The following is a 16,476-nucleotide window of genomic DNA, read 5'->3' as shown; positions in this document are numbered from 1 at the left end:
GACCGCCTGCCGAGGGTTGCCGAAGCCGGCTCCTGGGCCGAATGGACCTCGGAGCCCGATCTAGTTGAGCAAGCAGGGCTTCTGCAGCCGCGCACGCGTCTCGGCCATCCAATCGTTCCAGGCGCGCTCGTGCTTGACGTAGAGCTCCAGCCAACGCTCGCCATGCCCGGCCTGACGGACACGGCGCGCTTCGACAAGGAAGTCGGCGCCAAGGCGGGCGCCTGGATTATCGAGGGCTTCGAACTCGGCCGTCTCCGAGATCGTCAGGCCGACAAGCACGCGTTGTCCCGCGCCATCCACGATGTAGCGCCGGGGCGCGTCCCTCTTCGGTTCGCTCATCTCGCCATGCCCCATTCGTATCAGTGAAATCACGCGTTCTGCCAGCGCATCGGACACGGCCTAAAAGGCTCGCCGGGCGTGACCGAACGTTGAGGTGGGAGTTGCACCGGCCGTTCGGCGCGAGGCGGCACGGGATGATTCCGCGGGACTTCGCTGGATACGCCAAGCACGCAACGCGTATCCCGAGATGAGTCCGGCACTGAAAATGAAAGTGGAGACGAATGCTGAAGTCATGGGAGTCGCCCTGGATAGTCCAGAACTTATAAGAGCGAGCACTGTGTCGACATCATGATTCCTGCTGCCCGTCGGCCGCCGAAAGATTGTTCATGCCTGACCTCTGGCGTGCACGCGGCGCAATCTCGCGCGCATCGATCGCAGCGATCAAGCTCACTCGATGAGGAGCACTCTATATAGAGAGACGTCCGCGCAGGGCCCGGCCTCTCCAACATCGTTGCCGTCGGGCAGGCCTGACTGCGGTTTCCCGCGAACAGGAATTTCGGCCGACCGGTCGGCCCCATGCCCTTGCAACCGTCCGGAACCCGTCGCATTATTTCGCATCGCATATTACGAGGGATTCAATCCAATGAACTTCCGCGCTCTTATTCCATCGATTGCCCTGGCCGCTCTTGGTCTCGCCGTGACCGTCTCGGTTGCACCGGCCGCCGAGCTCGCGCTGGCGCCGTCACACCGGGCCGCCGCCGTCCAAGGCGGCGTTGTACTGTGGGATGACGTTTACCCGCCCGCGATCTATGGTCCCCAGCTTCGCCCGGTCGAGGAAGTCGCCGCCCTGAAGGCGCAGGCGCGTCCGGTGTCGCACCGCTGGTGGGGATATTGGTACGTGCGGTGACGAACTGAAGCGCTTCACTAACCGATCAATCGACGACAGCCCGCCGCAATGCTGAGCAATCAGCAGCGGCGGTTTTTCTATGAGTCGATGAGACGATTCTCACTAGGCAGCAAGAGGGCTTAGAGGGTGAGGTCACGTCCTCATGAACCTGATCTGCCTGATAAATATGCGCGATATCGTCGCTGGCGGGCAACATGCAGGAGAAAATGCCCACATCTGAGCAGTTTATGAGCCACCTGCACTGCCAAGGGGACGCCAGTAACAGGATCAAGAACAGGAGATGATCAGGGTCGTTACAGGGGTCGAACAGGGCTGCTTCAGGTCCACCGTCTAGCAGGGGGCGACATGGAGATGCAGAAAAGGGGTGCATCGCACTCGAGCGGCGAGGATGCTTGAGAGCATCGACTAGGCCTCGTGTATAGAAGCCTGACTAGCCCGCGCAGAGGCGGAGCCTTGCCCGTTCAGTCTTCACAAGCGGCCCTCAGCAGGCATCGCCGTAAAGGTCAGCTATGGGCCAGAAGCGGACATGCCGGTCGTGCCGACCGAAACAAGTACGGAAATAGGTAGGAGACCTGAGATCTACTTCTTATCTTGTCGATAAGTGCTAGATTTGAAGCTCACAAAATCTCGCGATGTTAAGGTTCGATCCAACAGGGATTGGAATGATCGAGACTGTCCTACTCTACAATGCAGTGGGCTTTGTTATAGCCGCCTTCTGCTTTGGAAAGTTCTTTGTGCGCCATCTCGCATGGGGTTGGGCATTGGCTGCCTTGGCTAACATTCCTAGCTTCAGGTTCTTGTCACTATTTCTCGATCCAAGACATGGCGGCGACCTTGACGTTTTCGTCGCCTGGGGTCTGAGCGTGGGCATCGGATTCGGCGGTTTTGGCATTGGTGCAATCGTTGGAATGTTCGTCGCATCTCAACGAGCGCCGGATGAACGAAAGATCCTAGATCCCCACGCTGCCAAAGCAGAGCCACGCTACGAGGCTGTTCGAAGATCCTTGCGACTGAAGGCGAGAGTGGCGAGCTGGCGATCGAATCGCAAGCGGTGAGTTTGCTGTGCTTATCATCGCAAGCCTCACATCAACTGGCTTGTGGGGTCAGATTTGGGTCAAAAGCGGTCAAGGTCCGCTATGGGCCAGAAGCGGACCTTAATCTCTTTGGCAACTAAGGGTGCGAGAGATCAACAGACCTGTCCACGAGCAAACGCTCGAGCACGCTCTTCCCGCTTGCGATCTGTTCATCGAACTCTCTCGCGGAGTAGTCCTCACCTCGCGGCTTGTCCGAGGAATAGAACGCAATCCAAGCGGTAAGCCCGTTGCGACACGCCCGCGTGGAACATCCTCCGTTGAAAGCGCAATGAACTGCATAGTACCGACCTGTGCGTCTGTCGCCCTCGTCCAGGAACCTGATAAACATCGTCTCGCCGGTGCTCTTCGAGAACTCCTGCCGAGTCCAGCCATACTGGTCGGGCGCCAAGTCGACAGCAGCGGCCCGAAGGCGGGACCAGCCGGCCAGCCACGACTCGCAGTTCTTATCCACGCCAACAAGGATACCGACCCGGTTCACTCCCCGTGCCACGGTAATGCCAATGATTTCGCGCGGATGGTCACTCGACGAGCCTACGCTCACAGAACTCCATTCCGACGAGCGCAATCTGGGCGCCAAACGTTCGGGGTCATGTAGAAGGTCGTCTAGATAGAAATGAATCGGGCTGCGGCCCGGCGGGGTTGATATGTAAAAGCCAGTCTGCCGGTCCTTTGGATCCTCCTCCGGCAGTGCAACGGTCACGCCATTCAAGTCGACGAGGTATCTTCCGTCCGGGGCTCGCTTGATCACTTCTTCGCACAGCGCAATTGATATTGAACTCGTGGCGGCAAGCAACGCTAGGATCGTGGCCTTCCAAATACGGTGCATGCGGCTGCTCCGCCTCAACCATTCTTCGGTGTTGGTTACGAACGTCTTTTGGTTGCATAAGGAGAAGCACGTCAACCTTGGCCACGACCGATGCTCAATTTTCCATAAACACGTGAAATCCGGAATGGGTCAGCAGCGGAACTGACGCCTCAGGAAGGCGGCATACCTCGCGCGGGTTCTTTGCGTCGAAAAACGCGGAGGTCCATCTCGCGCCAACGCATCATCACCTTTTTCTCGAAGCGATCCTCTCTAATTCTAACGCGATAGACGCCCTCAAAGACGAAGATATCGTCCTTGGTAGCTACCGCTTCCAAGAAGCGGGGAGACAGAACAGCGAGATTGATGGCATCGTCGCGCCCCGACATTTGACCGACCAGTTGCCAGAAGGCGAACATTGCGTAGCAATAATTGTCGAAGGTCTCGAACGCTGAAAAGTCCCCGGCGTGACACTCGTCCAAGGTCATCAAGGGATAGCTATACGCACTCCTCATGTTCGGATCAGGCTCAATGAACTTGAGAACGGGCGGGGGCGATCGGAGCGTCTTAGTGACGCCGGCCTCTTCCAAGACGGAAGTGCTCCACTCCCAGCAGCTAGTGGAGTTGTGGCAGAAGGCTTCGCGCAGCACGCCATCTTCGTCAGGGAGCCACAGATTATGCCCCCGCTCTGCTTCGATCAGACGATAAACGTCAAATAAAAACTCGTATATGAGCGCTCCTACAGGGGCGTTTCGCATCACGCTTAACATTCTACAGCCTCGAATTAACCCGGCTCGTTAGCCCCAGAGGCTATCAGCAATTCCTAACAAAGAGGATCGCAGCGAAGTCCGCTTTGGGTCAAACGCCGCCCTCGGGAGTTCCGACGACAGAGTTCCGCTCAGCCCCAAGAAGCGGACCACCATCCACGGATCGATGATCATCAGACTCGCGGCATTGAACGCACTCGTATCGCGCGATGCCACGGCGAACCCATGCACGGCGGCGATCGCGGCGATGTAGCCGTCCGGGGTAGGGAAGCCTCTTCCGGCCGCCCAGGCCTTGACGACGAGATGCAGGTGAGCGCCCCAGTCAGGCCTGCAACCTGGGACAGGATCGTACACTCGATGTTCTCTCATTCATCCCGCAGGTCGCCAGTGAACGGCCCTTCAGACAGGCCAAGATCGAGCGGACAACCGCTCTCAAGCGCAGTGTCAAGATAAGTGGTACATCCAGGCTGTCGCATCTGCGTAGCACCTGGAATAGAAAAGGGAGCGCCGAAGAGGCGCTCCCGAGCATTAGATTGGATTTTTCCGGGGTCTTTACGGCAAATAGTCCGGATCAATCTTCTTTCGCAACAATGCCAAGAGCCGCTTAAACTCGTCAGTGATATCTTCGGGAAACATGCGGATACGGTCTTCGGCTGCGAAGATGGCCTCAAGATTCTTCAGCTGGAGCTCGACATGCTCAAGCGTAAACCGATCCTTTCTCTTATTATATTCGCAGATAGCGCGCATATCACCGGATACGGCCTTAACCACCAGCTGGCGATCTATCGCAACGCGCGCTGGAACGAATTCGCGCTTATTTCCCACCACTATCGCCACCGGCATCTCTGCCGCATCGAAGAAATCGCGGCGAACCTGGTCGTCGGAGATGGGGTGCGGCTGCTTCCGCGGGCGTCCATTCAGATTGCCCGACGTGCCCTTTGCAAACTGTCCCTTAAGATTACGAGCCATGTTGTGCTCCTCGAATGATGGAATTCAGGAGGACATGCGCAAATGAAAATGGCGTGGCCTCCGGTTACCAAATCCCTGCAAGCAGAGATTCAGACCCATCAGGCGTCACGCCATCATTTCCGCACTACATGCCGGGTTTGTGCATCACGCAAAGTCCCAAAAAGGACCCAACCCGGCTCTCGCACGAGGCAAGAGCTTTTTACCGCAATTAATGGTGTTGAGCAAGCAAAGCCGCCGAATTGGCGAGCAGGCCGCCACGCGCTGCCAAGACAAGAGTTAGTTCGGCAAGGTAGACGGCCAAATGATGGAAGGCGCGATACGTCAGCAATCTATCGACGGCGTCCGGGGGGCTTGTCTGAACAACACTGGCATTGAGCACCAGCCCGCTTTCGACCAAGGGTTCGTCGGAGGCCCAGGCAAGTTCGCAATCGGGTCGGGTTGAGCGCTCCAGGCGTTTGTGCGGCTTCTGCCTCCGCAAAGCCCTGGAGATCAAATCGCAAGATCGATCTCTGCCGGGATTCTTCCCTTGCGCTGGCCAAGTCGCGCCCCGAAATCGTCTTCGAGCGCCAAACGCGACAAGGCGATCTCCAGGAGTTGGGTATCGGAGGACACGTGAGCCCGCTTCTTTGCCGTTTCGAGCAAGCCTGCCGGCAACCGGACAGACAAGCGCGTGTCCTTTGCCCTGCCAATCAGCCCGACGGCGCGCGCCTGCTCCAGAACGAGCCGGTTGCGCTTGCGCGCAATCTGCTCCTCGGTGTCTGTCGACCTGCGGAATCCGCGCCCCATGGCAACCTCAAATGTTTAATAGAATATAGCTGGGCCCGAAGCCGTTGCGATGGAAATCGTCACGGGTCGACCGAAGCAATATCGGTATGGATGAAATCGTCACCTTTGAACAACAAAGGCTCGCCAGTAATTTTGGCGAGCGCGTAAGCAAAGCAGTCGCCGAAATTTAGTCTGGCAGGATGGCCGCTGCCCTTCCCGAAATCGCGATAGGCCTCGCGCGCGACCTGCGCCTGAGCCTCGGTCACAGCTTCGATCGAAATCTGTGCTTCCTTCACCAGTTCGTCGAAACGGCGGCTAGCGATAGGATCGCGGCTGGCATCGATCACGACAGCTGCCTCGACGAAATTGGCTGCAGACATCCGCCGAATGGGATGCGCTTCGATCGCAAGCGCGCAGCGCCGTGCTTCGGGTTCGCCACGCAAAATGGCAATGAGCGCAGATGTATCGAGGATCATCGAGGCAGTCCGCGCTCGTCGTAGAGCAGATCGCCGTGATCGACCGATCTGTACGGCTCTTTCAAGTGCTTGGCGCAATCCTCGCCGATCTTCAACAAACGATCCGACAGACGTGCACCTTGCGCGCGGCGAACCCGCTCCAGCCGCTCACGTACCGCATTCGTGACCGCCGCGGTCAGCGACTCCCCAGTCCGCTGCGCTAGCTCGGTTGCTAGTTCATGCGCCTCGCGGTTCTTAATATTCAGGCTCATTATCCACCTTCTACCAAGATAGATATACCATTCTACCTGGCAGATCAAGCCGGCTGAATGGCCCCGTCTTTGTTCGGAGCCGAGCAAATGCCCTGCTACTGGAGTGGATCGGCCCTGCGCTGCTCAACCTCGGCGAATGTCTCACAGGTCAAAGCCATGGTCGCAGCCTGCCCGGTATAGGCCTGCCAACGGCGGATCGCGACGTCGACATAGAGCGGATCGAGCTCGATCACGCGTGCCCGCCTGCGGGACTTCTGGGCGGCCATGATGGTCGTCCCCGATCCGGAGAAGGGGTCGAGCACGATGTCGCCACGGCGCGAACAGTCCTTGATGGCGTCGATCACGAGCGCGGTGGGCTTGACCGTCGGGTGCATTTCAAGCTCGCTCGCACGGCTCGCGCCAAAGCTGTTGATGCCGGCATAGTCCCAGACATTGGTGCGGTAGCGGCCGTGCTTGCCGAGCTCGATCGTGTTCACGTGCGGCCCCTGCCCCACCTTGTAGACGAACACCAGCTCATGCTTGGACCGGTAAAACGAGCCCATGCCGCCGTTGCTCTTGTTCCAGACGCACAGATTCTTCAGCTCGGAATAGACACCGCCCGCCGCCTTCAGCACCTCGTCCATGTGCCGCCAATCCATGCACACAAAATGGATCGCGCCATCCACACTTACCCGCGCCATATTGCCGAACACCACACTCAAGAACCCGGCAAACTCCAGAGAGCTCATCTCACCGGAAGCCATCTTGAATTCGCGGTGCTTGACGGCGCCGAGCCCGGATACATGCCCATCGATTGGCACGTTGTAAGGCGGGTCGGTGAACACCACGCGCGCCTCGTCGCCATCCATCAGATCCGCGAAGGAGGCGGGATCGCAGGCGTCGCCACACAGCAAGCGATGCTCCCCTAGAACCCAGAGATCGCCAAGACGCGAGACCGGCTCGGCCTCTACGGCTGGAACCAGATCGCTCTTGTCGGGCTTCTCGCGCCCCGCTTCGCCGTCCACCAGCAGATCGATCTCGGCGGTCTCGAAGCCGGTGACCTCCACGTCGAAATTGATCTCGACACCCATCAGCTCGCGCCAGAGCCCACGCAGCTGGTCCATGTCCCAATCTGAGTTCAGCGCGATCTTGTTGTCGGCGAGCGAGAACGCGATCTTCTGCGCGGCCGACAAATGGCCCACCCGCAACACCGGCACGCGCTCTAGCCCTGCCATCCGCGCACCCTCGACCCGGCCATGGCCGACCAGGATCATGCCGTCCTCGTCGACCACAACGATGCTGTTGAATCCGAATTCGCGGATCGAGGCCGCGATCTGATGCAGCTGCTTGCGCGAATGCCGCCGGGCATTGGCCGGGTTGGGCTTCAGCTCGGCAATGGGCAAATGGTCGACGCGAAAATCACTCATTGAGACCTCTCCAAAGGACAGGTCCGAACTATACAAAATATATCCATATACTTCAAACATACATGCAGATAACCGGACTACCGTCGCGCCGTTGGTTAACCCGATCACCCCTTGATCGTGATCTCGACATCTTCGGGCCGCACGCCGAAGGTCGCCGCCAACGCTTGCTTCGCCTCGGCGATCGTCAACCCTCCTCCCGCCGTAACAGAGCCGGCAGGACGAGCTGCGGGGAGCGGCTGAAATTTCAAGCGCTTGAGCTGGATCCCCAGCTGTTTCAGGCCGGCGTAGGCGACGGGGTTGCGCAGCTCCTTGCGCCAGACCTCATCAACAGCAACGTCGGCGAACTCCGATATCCCGATGTGAAACCGAGCCTGTCCCCGCGAGTTCTTCGTCTCATCGAGCGGCGTGAGCGATGATATCCGGCCGACCAGGAATGCGGTCCGAGGGGCAATGCCTTCGGCCTTGTTGCCCCAGATCTGTCGCCGGCAGCAAACGAGGTAGGGGCAGTGCTCGACGCTCTTGGGACTGAGAACCCAACCCCGCGATCCCCCGCGCGTCAGGATCTCCTGCCGTGTCTCGGAGGTAAAGACCACCACAGCGGTGTCATCGGTCTTGCTCATGCTCAGTTTCAATCCAGATTGGGCGTCTCGTCGCTGGCGGACCTGGCAGAAGCGCCATGCGCAACCATAAGCTCTATTCCGGTCTTCTGCAGCACGCGACTCGGAGTTAAGCGCCCGTAAGCACCCCGTTCGTTGCGTGCGCCGTGGACCAATAAGAGCAGCTTGTCTGCGAGCTCGAGAGGATCGCGCAAGCCCGCGGCCCGACACAGTCCAACCACGCGCCGCCTCTCGGCCTGCCAATATTCCTCGATCTCCCGCAGCAGCGGCTGCTGCTGCCTACGAGGTTCGAACAATTCGGCCGCAGTGCGTGAGAGCAACACCCGCGGCTGGATCATGTAGCCGTCTTGATCCTCTTCGAAGGCTAGCCACCACCGCAGCTGCGCCTCGGGATCGTTCGGATGTTCTGCGGCGAGAGAGCGCCAATAGTCCTCGCACTCCTCGATCAGCGTCTTGATGAAACGACCCACCAACGCTTCACCGTGGCCGAAATATTTAGCGAAGGTGTCGATGTTCGTATGGGCCGCGTGAGCGATCGAGATTGGAGCGACCCTGACCCCGAGCAAACGAAACAGCTCATCCGCCTTTTCGAGCAAACGCTGCTTGGCGGGCTTTTCAAACTGGGAAGGTGGCTGTACCTTTTTGGGAAGCGGGTGCATCGATTTGGCTCCACAATGATGTATCGCCCAACTATAGCATTATTTGGGCCAACACGCCTCCCCACGGCGGCAACAGGGTCCCTGCTTGACGCGTTCCAACTGGATGAACAGAGCCGTGACGGCCCGCCCGGCACGATTTAAGCCGTTGTTTTCGCTTGCGATTATTGGCCAAGCAATTTGATAGGTTTGCCTCAAAAGCACGAATTTGAAGGATTCCGGACCTGTCGGAGTGCGGCCAGGAGGCAAATCTCCTCCACGGCCTTCCCTGGGCCTTGGAGAGGCTATCGCCTTTTTGCTCTTGTTCGCCCCCGATGGCCCGAAAGGCTTTGGCGTTATCTCAAGGCCTGCGCCGTTCGTTGAGAGAACGAGCGGCCGCACCCACGAACCGCGGATCGCTGGCCGCTCTTCTCTCTGGGCTGCCTAGCCGAACAACCTGGCGAGCAGCTCATCCGCGCTATCGACCCGCTCGAAGCAGGCCTTGCCGAGGTCCCGGTGCATGGGGCGTTCGAGCTTCCGCCCGCTGCTGTCCGCGCGCGTGTGCCGGCTGATCTTCGCGCCTAGATCCGGCAGCCGCGCTCCCGGCTCGCCGCCGAACCAAAAGTAGCGCTCGAAGGCCAGGGTGCGCTGCTCGACCTCAAGCCAAATGACGCAGCCGCTGGGCTTTTCCAGCAACCGGGTGCTGACGGTGACGTGCCGGACGCTGGAGCCGGAGAAGGTCGACTTCAGCTGGACGTGCCGGAGGATGCCGTTGGCCTCCAGCACGATGTCGTAGCCGCCCCGGTCCACCTCACCGGTGAGCACCTCGATGTCATGCCGGCCCTGCTCCCAGCGTGCGGCCATGAGCTGGCCGAGAAGAAGATGAAGCAGCGCCTGCTCCCGAATATTGGAAGCGCGGGAGTGCGAAGTAAGCGGGTCCTGATGCAGTTCAGCGAGCATTGTGAGCCTCCTTTTGGGGTTTGTCATACCCCGCCATTGCGCTCCGCTGACCGCACAAGTCCAGCACAACCGAGCGCTTCGCCAACCAGCTTCGCACATGAGAGTTAATTCGATCCTCTTTTGGGATAATCCCGTTCCAGGATCAGATTGGCTGCCGCCGAATCGCATCACAGCCGGCGGCCAATGGAAAAGTCGCTCAAATCCGCCGAATATGCCCGCCTCATCACCCTGCTTGTCGCAACGCGACATAAGGCGGGTATCCGCCAACACGCCCTCGCCAAGAAGCTGCGCAAGCCGCAATCCTTTGTGGCCAAATACGAGGGCGGCGAACGCCGCTTGGATGTTGTCGAGTTCATCGCTATCGTGGAGGCGCTTGAGGCGGATCCGCTGAAGCTGCTTCGGCGCTTCATGCGGGAAAAACCAACATCATCTTCAAAAGCTATCGTAGCCGCCTCTCGGGCTCGCCAATGATTTAGTGGTGACTGGTGGAGCCCCCGGTAATCCCGGGGCGGTTCAGTAGGCACAGGACCGACCAGGGAGCTTGAACCGCTCTGCAAACCTCCTGAAGTGTTCTGCTTCGTTTACATTCTTGCAGAATTATTCAGATAATCTCCATGGCGCTCTCTTACAGTGCCGACGAGGAGATCAGCTTTATGAGCATTGCAGAGACTTCAGCTCGAACTTTGACAATGAAACTCAAGAAAAGAAAATCGGGCATTCCCACCGGCAACGCGGGCGAATATTTCGTAATGGGCGAGCTGCTTCGCCGAGGCTATGACGCGCAGCTCGCCGATCGCAACACGGCCGGCTACGATCTGCTCGTCGGCCGGCACGGCGATCCAGCCCTGATAAAGGTCCAGGTCAAGACGGTGCGAAGCCAGCCTTGGTACGTGCGGCAATCGCAGTTCGCCGGCGATATGCTTTCGCAACTCACCATCTACGTGCTACTCGGCAAGGAAGACGCGCAACAGCCTGTGCGCTACTTCATCGTGCGAAACGCCGCTGTAGCTGGGCAAATGTCGACGCCCAAGAATTGGGACACCGCGGCGTTCATGAGCCTGAAGACCATCGCACCGTTCGAGGGGCGATGGGATGTTCTCGACAACCAAGACGATTCGAAATCCACCAGTCAAGCGTTCCGTGTCCTTAGTGAGGGTGCTCGGTAAGAACGCGATCGCCACTCGCTCAGCGGATCATCTTCGCGAGCCCGACTGCAACTTGCTGGTGCCCGGCTACTGTCAGATGGATCCCGTCGGGCTGCGCCATGCCCGACTTCAGAGCCGATCTGACGAGCCCGTCGGCGCTCACAGTTCGGATTCCGCGCGCCCGCAGCTGCGATTGTATGGCTGCGATATTCGCGCGTCGCTCATTTTCGGAGACGCCTTTCCGACTATCATTTCCGCCCAACTGAAGAATGACGAACTTGGTGCCTTGAGGCACTGAGCTAGAGAGACGGGCGAGCATTCCGCCGGTCGTATCTCCAGAGATACCGGCATTTGTGACCGTCATAGGCGAGCCTCGCGACCTCAAGATGGCCTCAAGCTGGGCCGGGTACGCTGCGGCCTCGCCAACGCCCTTGCCGGCAGTATTGCTTGCACCGAGAGCCACGACTTGGGCGTTTGCAGGCGCTAGTTCGGCAAATAGGAGGGTCGCAGCAGTAAGGATTGCTGCCGAAATCAGATAGATTGTCCGATGGATCATGGTACTTCCCCCAAACTTGTTTGCCCGGCCGTTGCGATCCGGGCGGCACTTAGACTGGCCTGTGCCGCGAATGCAGCACACTATGAATCAACGAAAGCTCTTGGATGCATCTAACGGTGGATCGCTCAGGCGGCATCACCCAGATTGGGCATGCCCCGAACGGCGGCGGAGACAAAGGGCCTGCATCTGAGCTGTAGTAAATCGAGAAAATGAGAGTAACCATTATACCTGTATAGGTTGTGTGGGAATGCTTGTGGAGCCGACTGCGTGGTCCTATCCCCAAGGTATCGATCACTGGAGAATCTCCACGATCGACGTTTTTGCATACTTCCGGCTCCACAAGGCAATCCTTTGCCCCTCGGCTCCGGTGCCCGCCGTTGGTGCTGATTACGAGCTGAACGCCACGCCAACTCGTAGCTGCGGCGATCCGGCCCCCATTTGGATCGGTCTCGAAAAAAACAATGCAGAAGACGGAGCGAGGGCGGGAAGGTTCATTAGGCCAGTCGTCATTGATACAGCGATACAGAAGGGGATCCGATCGCCGCTTTTGCCTCACGTGGCCAGTAACGCAGTCCTAAGGATCACCCAAAGCCACAAACTGCTCCGAAAGAGCTGGACTTCGGCACCGAACGGAGCGTGCATCGCAATCTCTCAACGGAGTCCGATCACTCATGCAAGCAGAAATCATCGAACCCGCTGTCAGGGCGTGCCTTGCGGAAATCCATGGCAAGCTGAAGGCGGCCGAGCAGATCGCCAGGGCGGCACGGGCCTGCGCAGAGGCCGGCGGGGTAGCCGAGGCAATTCAGGTCTCCATGGATATCGAGCAATTGATCTATGAAGCCTGCCGGCTTCATGATGCCGCCACCTTACTTGCTCGAATGCCGCATGATGTGAAAGCTTGAGAAGCCCACTTCCGCGAGGCCACCAGCACCAGATTTGAAAGATTCGGTGAGCGCGGCCTATCCAGCGGGCTCTTTGTCAGCCCTGCTTTAGCCAGCGCTTCAGGAAGCGCCGCTGCGCGGCCCGGGCCGGCCTCTCGTACCGCTCCAACCCAGCGAGGCGCTTGGCCAGCTTCGGGCTCGGGCATGCTAGCAACGCAACAAGCCACTCGTTGCGGACTTGGCGGATGCGCCCCAGCCGTAAAGTGGCTCGGACAAGATCATCCACGTCAAATAGGCTCTGTTGCTGCTTGAATTTTGCCGTGATCGCGCTGCCTGGTGGAATGGAGCCGGCATCCTCCTCCTTCCGGCGCGAGAGCCCGTGTTGGCGAGCATTGCGGCTAGACCTTGCCTTTCCAATCTCCGTCTTGGGCCCAGTACTTCGCTTGGCGTTCAGCCGATTCGCTTCGATCTTTCGCTCTGAGGTCATACGGCTGCGTTCTGTAGTTCCTATTATCCCGCATGCTTCCCTCGATCCGACTCGGGATTCAACTGCTGTCGCCCTCCCCGGCTCTCAGACGGGAATGCCGGCCGAAGCGTCCCTATTTAGTGGGCTTTCTGAAGAAGTTCAGAATGGCGCTGGTCACCCCTGACTCGCTGCTCCGGCGCGGCACCGATGCCAAAACCCACTGAGCTGATCCTGGACGACCGCTCGTCCGGGGGCTACCTTTATTTGGCTTCGATTTGTCACTTTGCGATAGAGACATACAGGGAAGCCAATCGCCGCGAAGCCAATCGCCGCCATGGATCGCAATATGAGCAACAAGATTGCTGCAGAAAGGACTGGCATTCGCCTGGGATCGGAGCGTTACTGAGTCGACCGGCCGCGATCGCAGCGCCGGTATCTCACCTCGCGGACGCGGGGCTTCAGGCAGTGCGGCGACGATCGCCGCTGTTCTTGAAGGAGATACCAGTGCGTAGCGTACCGAGTGACGACCAAGGCGAGCCACAGCATCAAATCATCAGATTCAATCCCAACGACCGTCGCCATTTCATCGGCGGCTCAGACGCCCGCATCATCATGGGCGATGACCAAGAGAGCCTCATACGCCTCTGGCGCGAAAAGCGCGGCGAAGCGGAGCCGCAGGATCTCTCGGACAATCTGATCGTTCAGCTCGGCACCGTGACCGAGGTCTTGAACCGCGCCTGGTATCAACGCGCAAGCGGGCACACGGTCAAGGACATCCAGAAGCGCGTTCGCCATCCCGTCCACAAATGGATGGCGGCAACGCTGGACGGGACCGTCGAGCAGACCGGCGCCGTCTTCGAAGCCAAGTTCATGCTGCCCTGGGCCTTCACCGAGGAAGCCGCAGCCGACAAGCATATGGCTCAGCTGCAGCATAACATGTGGGTCACCGCATCCCGCAGCGCCGTTCTCTCCATCATCACGGGCGGCGGCAGATGGGTCGAGATTAAGCTTCACGCCGACCCGCTGTACCAGCACCTCCTCCTCACGGCCGAGAAGAAGTTTTGGCGCTGCGTCCAGAGTGGCGAGCTGCCTATCCTGTTCAACATCGAGACGCCGCGCCCCCGACTGGAAGCGGTCAGGGTTGTCGACATGTCCACGTCCAACCAATGGGCGGAGCTGGCGGCCACCTACCTCCGAACCCGAGAGGCGCATGGTGAGCATGAAACCGCCAAGGCCGATCTGAAGAAACTCATGCCGGAGGACGCCAAGGAGGCAACTGGTCATGGTGTCAAGGCCAAGCGCTCCAAGTCCGGGGCGATCAGCTTTGAAGCCCAAGCAGCGGAGGCTTCGCATGCATCAGTCCAGTGAGCGCATCGGAACCATCGCCGCCGCCCTCGCTCGGGCCCAGGCTGAACTGACCAACCCCGAAAAGACCCTGACCGCCGTGATCCGGTCGCCGTTCCCCCGGGAGGATGATCGCACCTTCCGCTACGCATCCCTGGCCTCCGGCCTGGACATCGTCCGCAAGACGTTAAGCCAGCAAGAGATCGCCACCATCCAGACCACCCGGATTGAGCAGGTCACCGGTCAGATCCACCTCATCACCCTACTCGCCCACGCCTCCGGGGAATGGATCTCCTCGGACCTGCCGGTCTGCGCCTCCAAGGAAGTCGAAGCCCCGCACCGGATGGGGGCGGCCCTCACCTACGCGCGTCGGTACGCCCTGTTTGCACTGGTCGGGATAGCCGGAGAGGACGATCTGGACGCGCCTGACGTCGTTACAGGTCCTCCCGCCGCCACCGAGCCGCAGGCCGCACCTTTGCCGAAGGGAAAGTCGCCTAAGGGCGTCCTGAACCGGCCACCGGTCCTGCCGCCAGAGCGCTCCGCCGAGCTTCTCGATCGGCTCTTGGGGGAGCTTGCCCTCCAGGAGGGCAGCGAGGAGCTGCTTGCCTGGACCAAGATCAGCCTTCCGCTGAAGAACACCCTCCTGGAGGCAGACGCTCGCTTGCTTGAGGCCGCCTACCAGAAGAGGCTCGAGGAAACCGCCCTTCCCGATAGCAATGTAGCAGATCAGCAGCTTGTGTCAGCGGCTGAACGTTTTCTGATTGAAAAACACCATTCGCAGGCCTCGAGCGACGTTCCCGCACCCCTCGGCGCCTCTCCCGCAGAGCAGACCGGTCTTGCCTTCCCGAAAGAGCCGCCCCGGCGACGGAGCAAGGATCACCTAGCTTTTATCCGTAGCCAGGGCTGTCTGGTTTGTCAGAGGACACCTGCTGATGCGCATCACCTGAAGTTTGCTCAACCACGCACGCTTGGGCGCAAAGTCAGCGATGAGTTCACAGTGCCGCTCTGCCGATCCCATCATCAATCGCTTCACCGACATGGAAACGAAAGAGCCTGGTGGGCCAACCTGCAGATTTCGCCGCTGCCGATCGCGAAGCAGCTTTGGGATGACAGTCCCGTGCATCTGGCGAACGGAGCGACACTTCCTGCACTGCCTTTGCCTTCGATCGCCAAGGCGCAAGGTCAATGAATGGTCCCGTCGCCCTACCTCAGCAGCAGTTTGCTCGCGGGGTACCGTCCGAGTTCGAGGCGCTCTGTCCTCCGCCACAACTTCTGCCCGGCGAGAACATCGACGATTATCACGCGATCCAGGCCGCAATCTTCCGCGACCTTGCTCCTCAATCAACGATCGAATGGCTACTCGCCATCGACATCGCCGAGCTCTCATGGGAGATGCAGCGGTACCGAGTACTGCGGCATAGGGTCCTAAACACCTACCGCCAACAGGCTATCGAGATGACGCTTCGCCGCGTCGACCTTGCCGGCATTGCCCCGGAATTTCAGGATGTCGCCGAAATTTATACCATCAATAACGCCCTGGACTGGCAAATGGATGCTTCTGCTGCGCTCGATATCGAAGCACGTCTTCGATCATACGGCTTCGATCAACACGCTATCAGCATGGAAACTTACGTTCAGGCTCGCGAGATCCTCGTTCTGTTTGAATCGCTCCTAACTGCAGCACAGCTTCGGCGCCTGACGATGCTGAAGGAGATCCATATCCTTCAGCGTTCGCGTGCAGCGCGCTGCGGTCAAAATGCTAGCGGCAAAGCCAACCAAAGGTACCTAAATGCCTCCGATAAGTCCTAGTATCGAGGCTCGGTGTCGTGCGCATTGCGCAGCCCAGAGCTTGCGTCCGCGGAGCCCAGGGAAGGGAAGTCCAGCACAAACGAAAATCGCGATTACGGCAATACAGCCGGTGTCGCTTTATGGGCCCAGTTGGCGGCACAGAATTTCGCGCTCCTCGAGCAATTCCTGGAGCTTTTGAGCAATGTCAGATTGTATCTCCTGCCATTCGATGCGATCCTCTGCAGTCCATAAGTAAGACTCGCGATTTAGCCGGGCTTTCTGTTCTTGATCAAATTGCATGTACATTCTGATGTCGCATTCAATTTGATCCAGTTGCTCTTGAAGAGTTCTTGGCATCAGCCTTCCTT

General features: G+C 59.1%; 20 protein-coding genes and 1 pseudogene. 8 read left to right on the top strand and 13 right to left on the bottom strand.

Going from position 1 to position 16,476, the window contains the following annotated elements:
• Nucleotides 1–60: 60 nt before the first annotated feature.
• A complete protein-coding gene (locus K410_RS0110210; protein WP_349509795.1) occupies nucleotides 61–396 on the bottom strand; it encodes a hypothetical protein in 336 nt (111 codons plus the stop codon).
• Nucleotides 397–922: 526 nt separating this feature from the next.
• Here K410_RS0110210 and K410_RS0110205 point away from each other — a divergent pair.
• Together K410_RS0110205 and K410_RS39410 are read left to right on the top strand one after the other, a co-directional pair.
• Nucleotides 923–1,186, top strand: a complete 264-nt coding sequence (locus K410_RS0110205; protein ID WP_028134743.1) for a hypothetical protein — start codon at nucleotides 923–925, stop codon at nucleotides 1,184–1,186.
• 662 nt (nucleotides 1,187–1,848) lie between these two features.
• Nucleotides 1,849–2,241, top strand: a complete 393-nt coding sequence (locus K410_RS39410; RefSeq protein WP_155253329.1) for a hypothetical protein — start codon at nucleotides 1,849–1,851, stop codon at nucleotides 2,239–2,241.
• 115 nt (nucleotides 2,242–2,356) lie between these two features.
• Here the strand turns inward: K410_RS39410 and K410_RS0110195 are convergent, their stop codons facing one another.
• The 11 genes and pseudogenes from K410_RS0110195 to K410_RS0110140 form a co-directional block, all read right to left on the bottom strand.
• The gene (locus K410_RS0110195) at nucleotides 2,357–3,106 is read right to left on the bottom strand and encodes a hypothetical protein (RefSeq protein WP_028134742.1); all 750 of its coding nucleotides are present in this window, start codon (nucleotides 3,104–3,106) and stop codon (nucleotides 2,357–2,359) included.
• Nucleotides 3,107–3,255: 149 nt separating this feature from the next.
• Nucleotides 3,256–3,852, bottom strand: coding sequence for a hypothetical protein (locus K410_RS0110190; RefSeq protein ID WP_245269352.1), 597 nt, complete (start codon nucleotides 3,850–3,852; stop codon nucleotides 3,256–3,258).
• 153 nt (nucleotides 3,853–4,005) lie between these two features.
• Nucleotides 4,006–4,152: pseudogene (locus tag K410_RS36745) on the bottom strand (PIN domain-containing protein); the annotation flags it as partial.
• A gap of 249 nt (nucleotides 4,153–4,401) precedes the next feature.
• Nucleotides 4,402–4,818 carry a DUF5681 domain-containing protein gene (locus K410_RS0110180; protein WP_028134739.1) on the bottom strand — a complete coding sequence of 139 codons (417 nt, stop codon included), beginning with the start codon at nucleotides 4,816–4,818 and terminating at the stop codon, nucleotides 4,402–4,404.
• Nucleotides 4,819–5,307: 489 nt separating this feature from the next.
• Nucleotides 5,308–5,604 (bottom strand): hypothetical protein, encoded by a 297-nt coding sequence (locus tag K410_RS0110170; RefSeq protein ID WP_028134737.1) that lies wholly within the window; start codon nucleotides 5,602–5,604, stop codon nucleotides 5,308–5,310.
• 59 nt (nucleotides 5,605–5,663) lie between these two features.
• On the bottom strand, nucleotides 5,664–6,059 hold the full coding sequence (locus K410_RS0110165) for a type II toxin-antitoxin system VapC family toxin (RefSeq protein WP_028134736.1): 396 nt from the start codon (nucleotides 6,057–6,059) through the stop codon (nucleotides 5,664–5,666).
• Nucleotides 6,056–6,310, bottom strand: a complete 255-nt coding sequence (locus K410_RS0110160; RefSeq protein WP_028134735.1) for a type II toxin-antitoxin system VapB family antitoxin — start codon at nucleotides 6,308–6,310, stop codon at nucleotides 6,056–6,058. The genes K410_RS0110165 and K410_RS0110160 overlap by 4 nt, the downstream gene beginning before the upstream one ends.
• A 95-nt stretch (nucleotides 6,311–6,405) precedes the next feature.
• Nucleotides 6,406–7,824 carry a site-specific DNA-methyltransferase gene (locus K410_RS36740; RefSeq protein WP_245269351.1) on the bottom strand — a complete coding sequence of 473 codons (1,419 nt, stop codon included), beginning with the start codon at nucleotides 7,822–7,824 and terminating at the stop codon, nucleotides 6,406–6,408.
• Nucleotides 7,821–8,336: a tautomerase family protein gene (locus K410_RS0110150; protein ID WP_155253328.1), complete on the bottom strand. Its 516-nt coding sequence runs from the start codon at nucleotides 8,334–8,336 to the stop codon at nucleotides 7,821–7,823. The genes K410_RS36740 and K410_RS0110150 overlap by 4 nt, the downstream gene beginning before the upstream one ends.
• Before the next feature lie 8 nt (nucleotides 8,337–8,344).
• Nucleotides 8,345–8,992: a hypothetical protein gene (locus K410_RS0110145; protein ID WP_028134733.1), complete on the bottom strand. Its 648-nt coding sequence runs from the start codon at nucleotides 8,990–8,992 to the stop codon at nucleotides 8,345–8,347.
• 420 nt (nucleotides 8,993–9,412) lie between these two features.
• The gene (locus tag K410_RS0110140; RefSeq protein ID WP_049820007.1) at nucleotides 9,413–9,928 is read right to left on the bottom strand and encodes a hypothetical protein; all 516 of its coding nucleotides are present in this window, start codon (nucleotides 9,926–9,928) and stop codon (nucleotides 9,413–9,415) included.
• Between the two features lie 147 nt (nucleotides 9,929–10,075).
• Between K410_RS0110140 and K410_RS0110135 the strand changes: the two genes are divergently transcribed.
• Nucleotides 10,076–10,399, top strand: a complete 324-nt coding sequence (locus tag K410_RS0110135) for a helix-turn-helix domain-containing protein (RefSeq protein WP_433994195.1) — start codon at nucleotides 10,076–10,078, stop codon at nucleotides 10,397–10,399.
• Nucleotides 10,400–10,542: 143 nt separating this feature from the next.
• Nucleotides 10,543–11,094 (top strand): PDDEXK-like family protein, encoded by a 552-nt coding sequence (locus K410_RS36735; protein WP_049820006.1) that lies wholly within the window; start codon nucleotides 10,543–10,545, stop codon nucleotides 11,092–11,094.
• A 19-nt stretch (nucleotides 11,095–11,113) separates the two neighbouring features.
• On the opposite strand, the gene K410_RS0110125 is transcribed toward K410_RS36735, so the two are convergent.
• The gene (locus K410_RS0110125; RefSeq protein ID WP_049820005.1) at nucleotides 11,114–11,629 is read right to left on the bottom strand and encodes a GDSL-type esterase/lipase family protein; all 516 of its coding nucleotides are present in this window, start codon (nucleotides 11,627–11,629) and stop codon (nucleotides 11,114–11,116) included.
• Between the two features lie 671 nt (nucleotides 11,630–12,300).
• On the opposite strand from K410_RS0110125, the gene K410_RS0110120 reads away from it, so the two are divergent.
• From K410_RS0110120 to K410_RS36725, 4 genes are all read left to right on the top strand, one after another.
• The gene (locus K410_RS0110120; RefSeq protein WP_028134729.1) at nucleotides 12,301–12,531 is read left to right on the top strand and encodes a hypothetical protein; all 231 of its coding nucleotides are present in this window, start codon (nucleotides 12,301–12,303) and stop codon (nucleotides 12,529–12,531) included.
• Between the two features lie 994 nt (nucleotides 12,532–13,525).
• On the top strand, nucleotides 13,526–14,344 hold the full coding sequence (locus tag K410_RS0110110; RefSeq protein WP_049820239.1) for a YqaJ viral recombinase family protein: 819 nt from the start codon (nucleotides 13,526–13,528) through the stop codon (nucleotides 14,342–14,344).
• A complete protein-coding gene (locus K410_RS0110105) occupies nucleotides 14,328–15,509 on the top strand; it encodes an ERF family protein (RefSeq protein ID WP_028134727.1) in 1,182 nt (393 codons plus the stop codon). Before K410_RS0110110 ends, K410_RS0110105 begins: the two co-directional genes overlap by 17 nt.
• Nucleotides 15,506–16,129 carry a hypothetical protein gene (locus tag K410_RS36725; protein WP_245269350.1) on the top strand — a complete coding sequence of 208 codons (624 nt, stop codon included), beginning with the start codon at nucleotides 15,506–15,508 and terminating at the stop codon, nucleotides 16,127–16,129. Before K410_RS0110105 ends, K410_RS36725 begins: the two co-directional genes overlap by 4 nt.
• Nucleotides 16,130–16,476: the final 347 nt, after the last annotated feature.

Source organism: Bradyrhizobium sp. 22 (assembly GCF_000482425.1).
Lineage (GTDB): Bacteria > Pseudomonadota > Alphaproteobacteria > Rhizobiales > Xanthobacteraceae > Bradyrhizobium > Bradyrhizobium japonicum_B.
The sequence above is the reverse complement of the archived record's forward strand: the minus strand, read 5'-3'. Positions and strand labels throughout refer to the sequence as shown.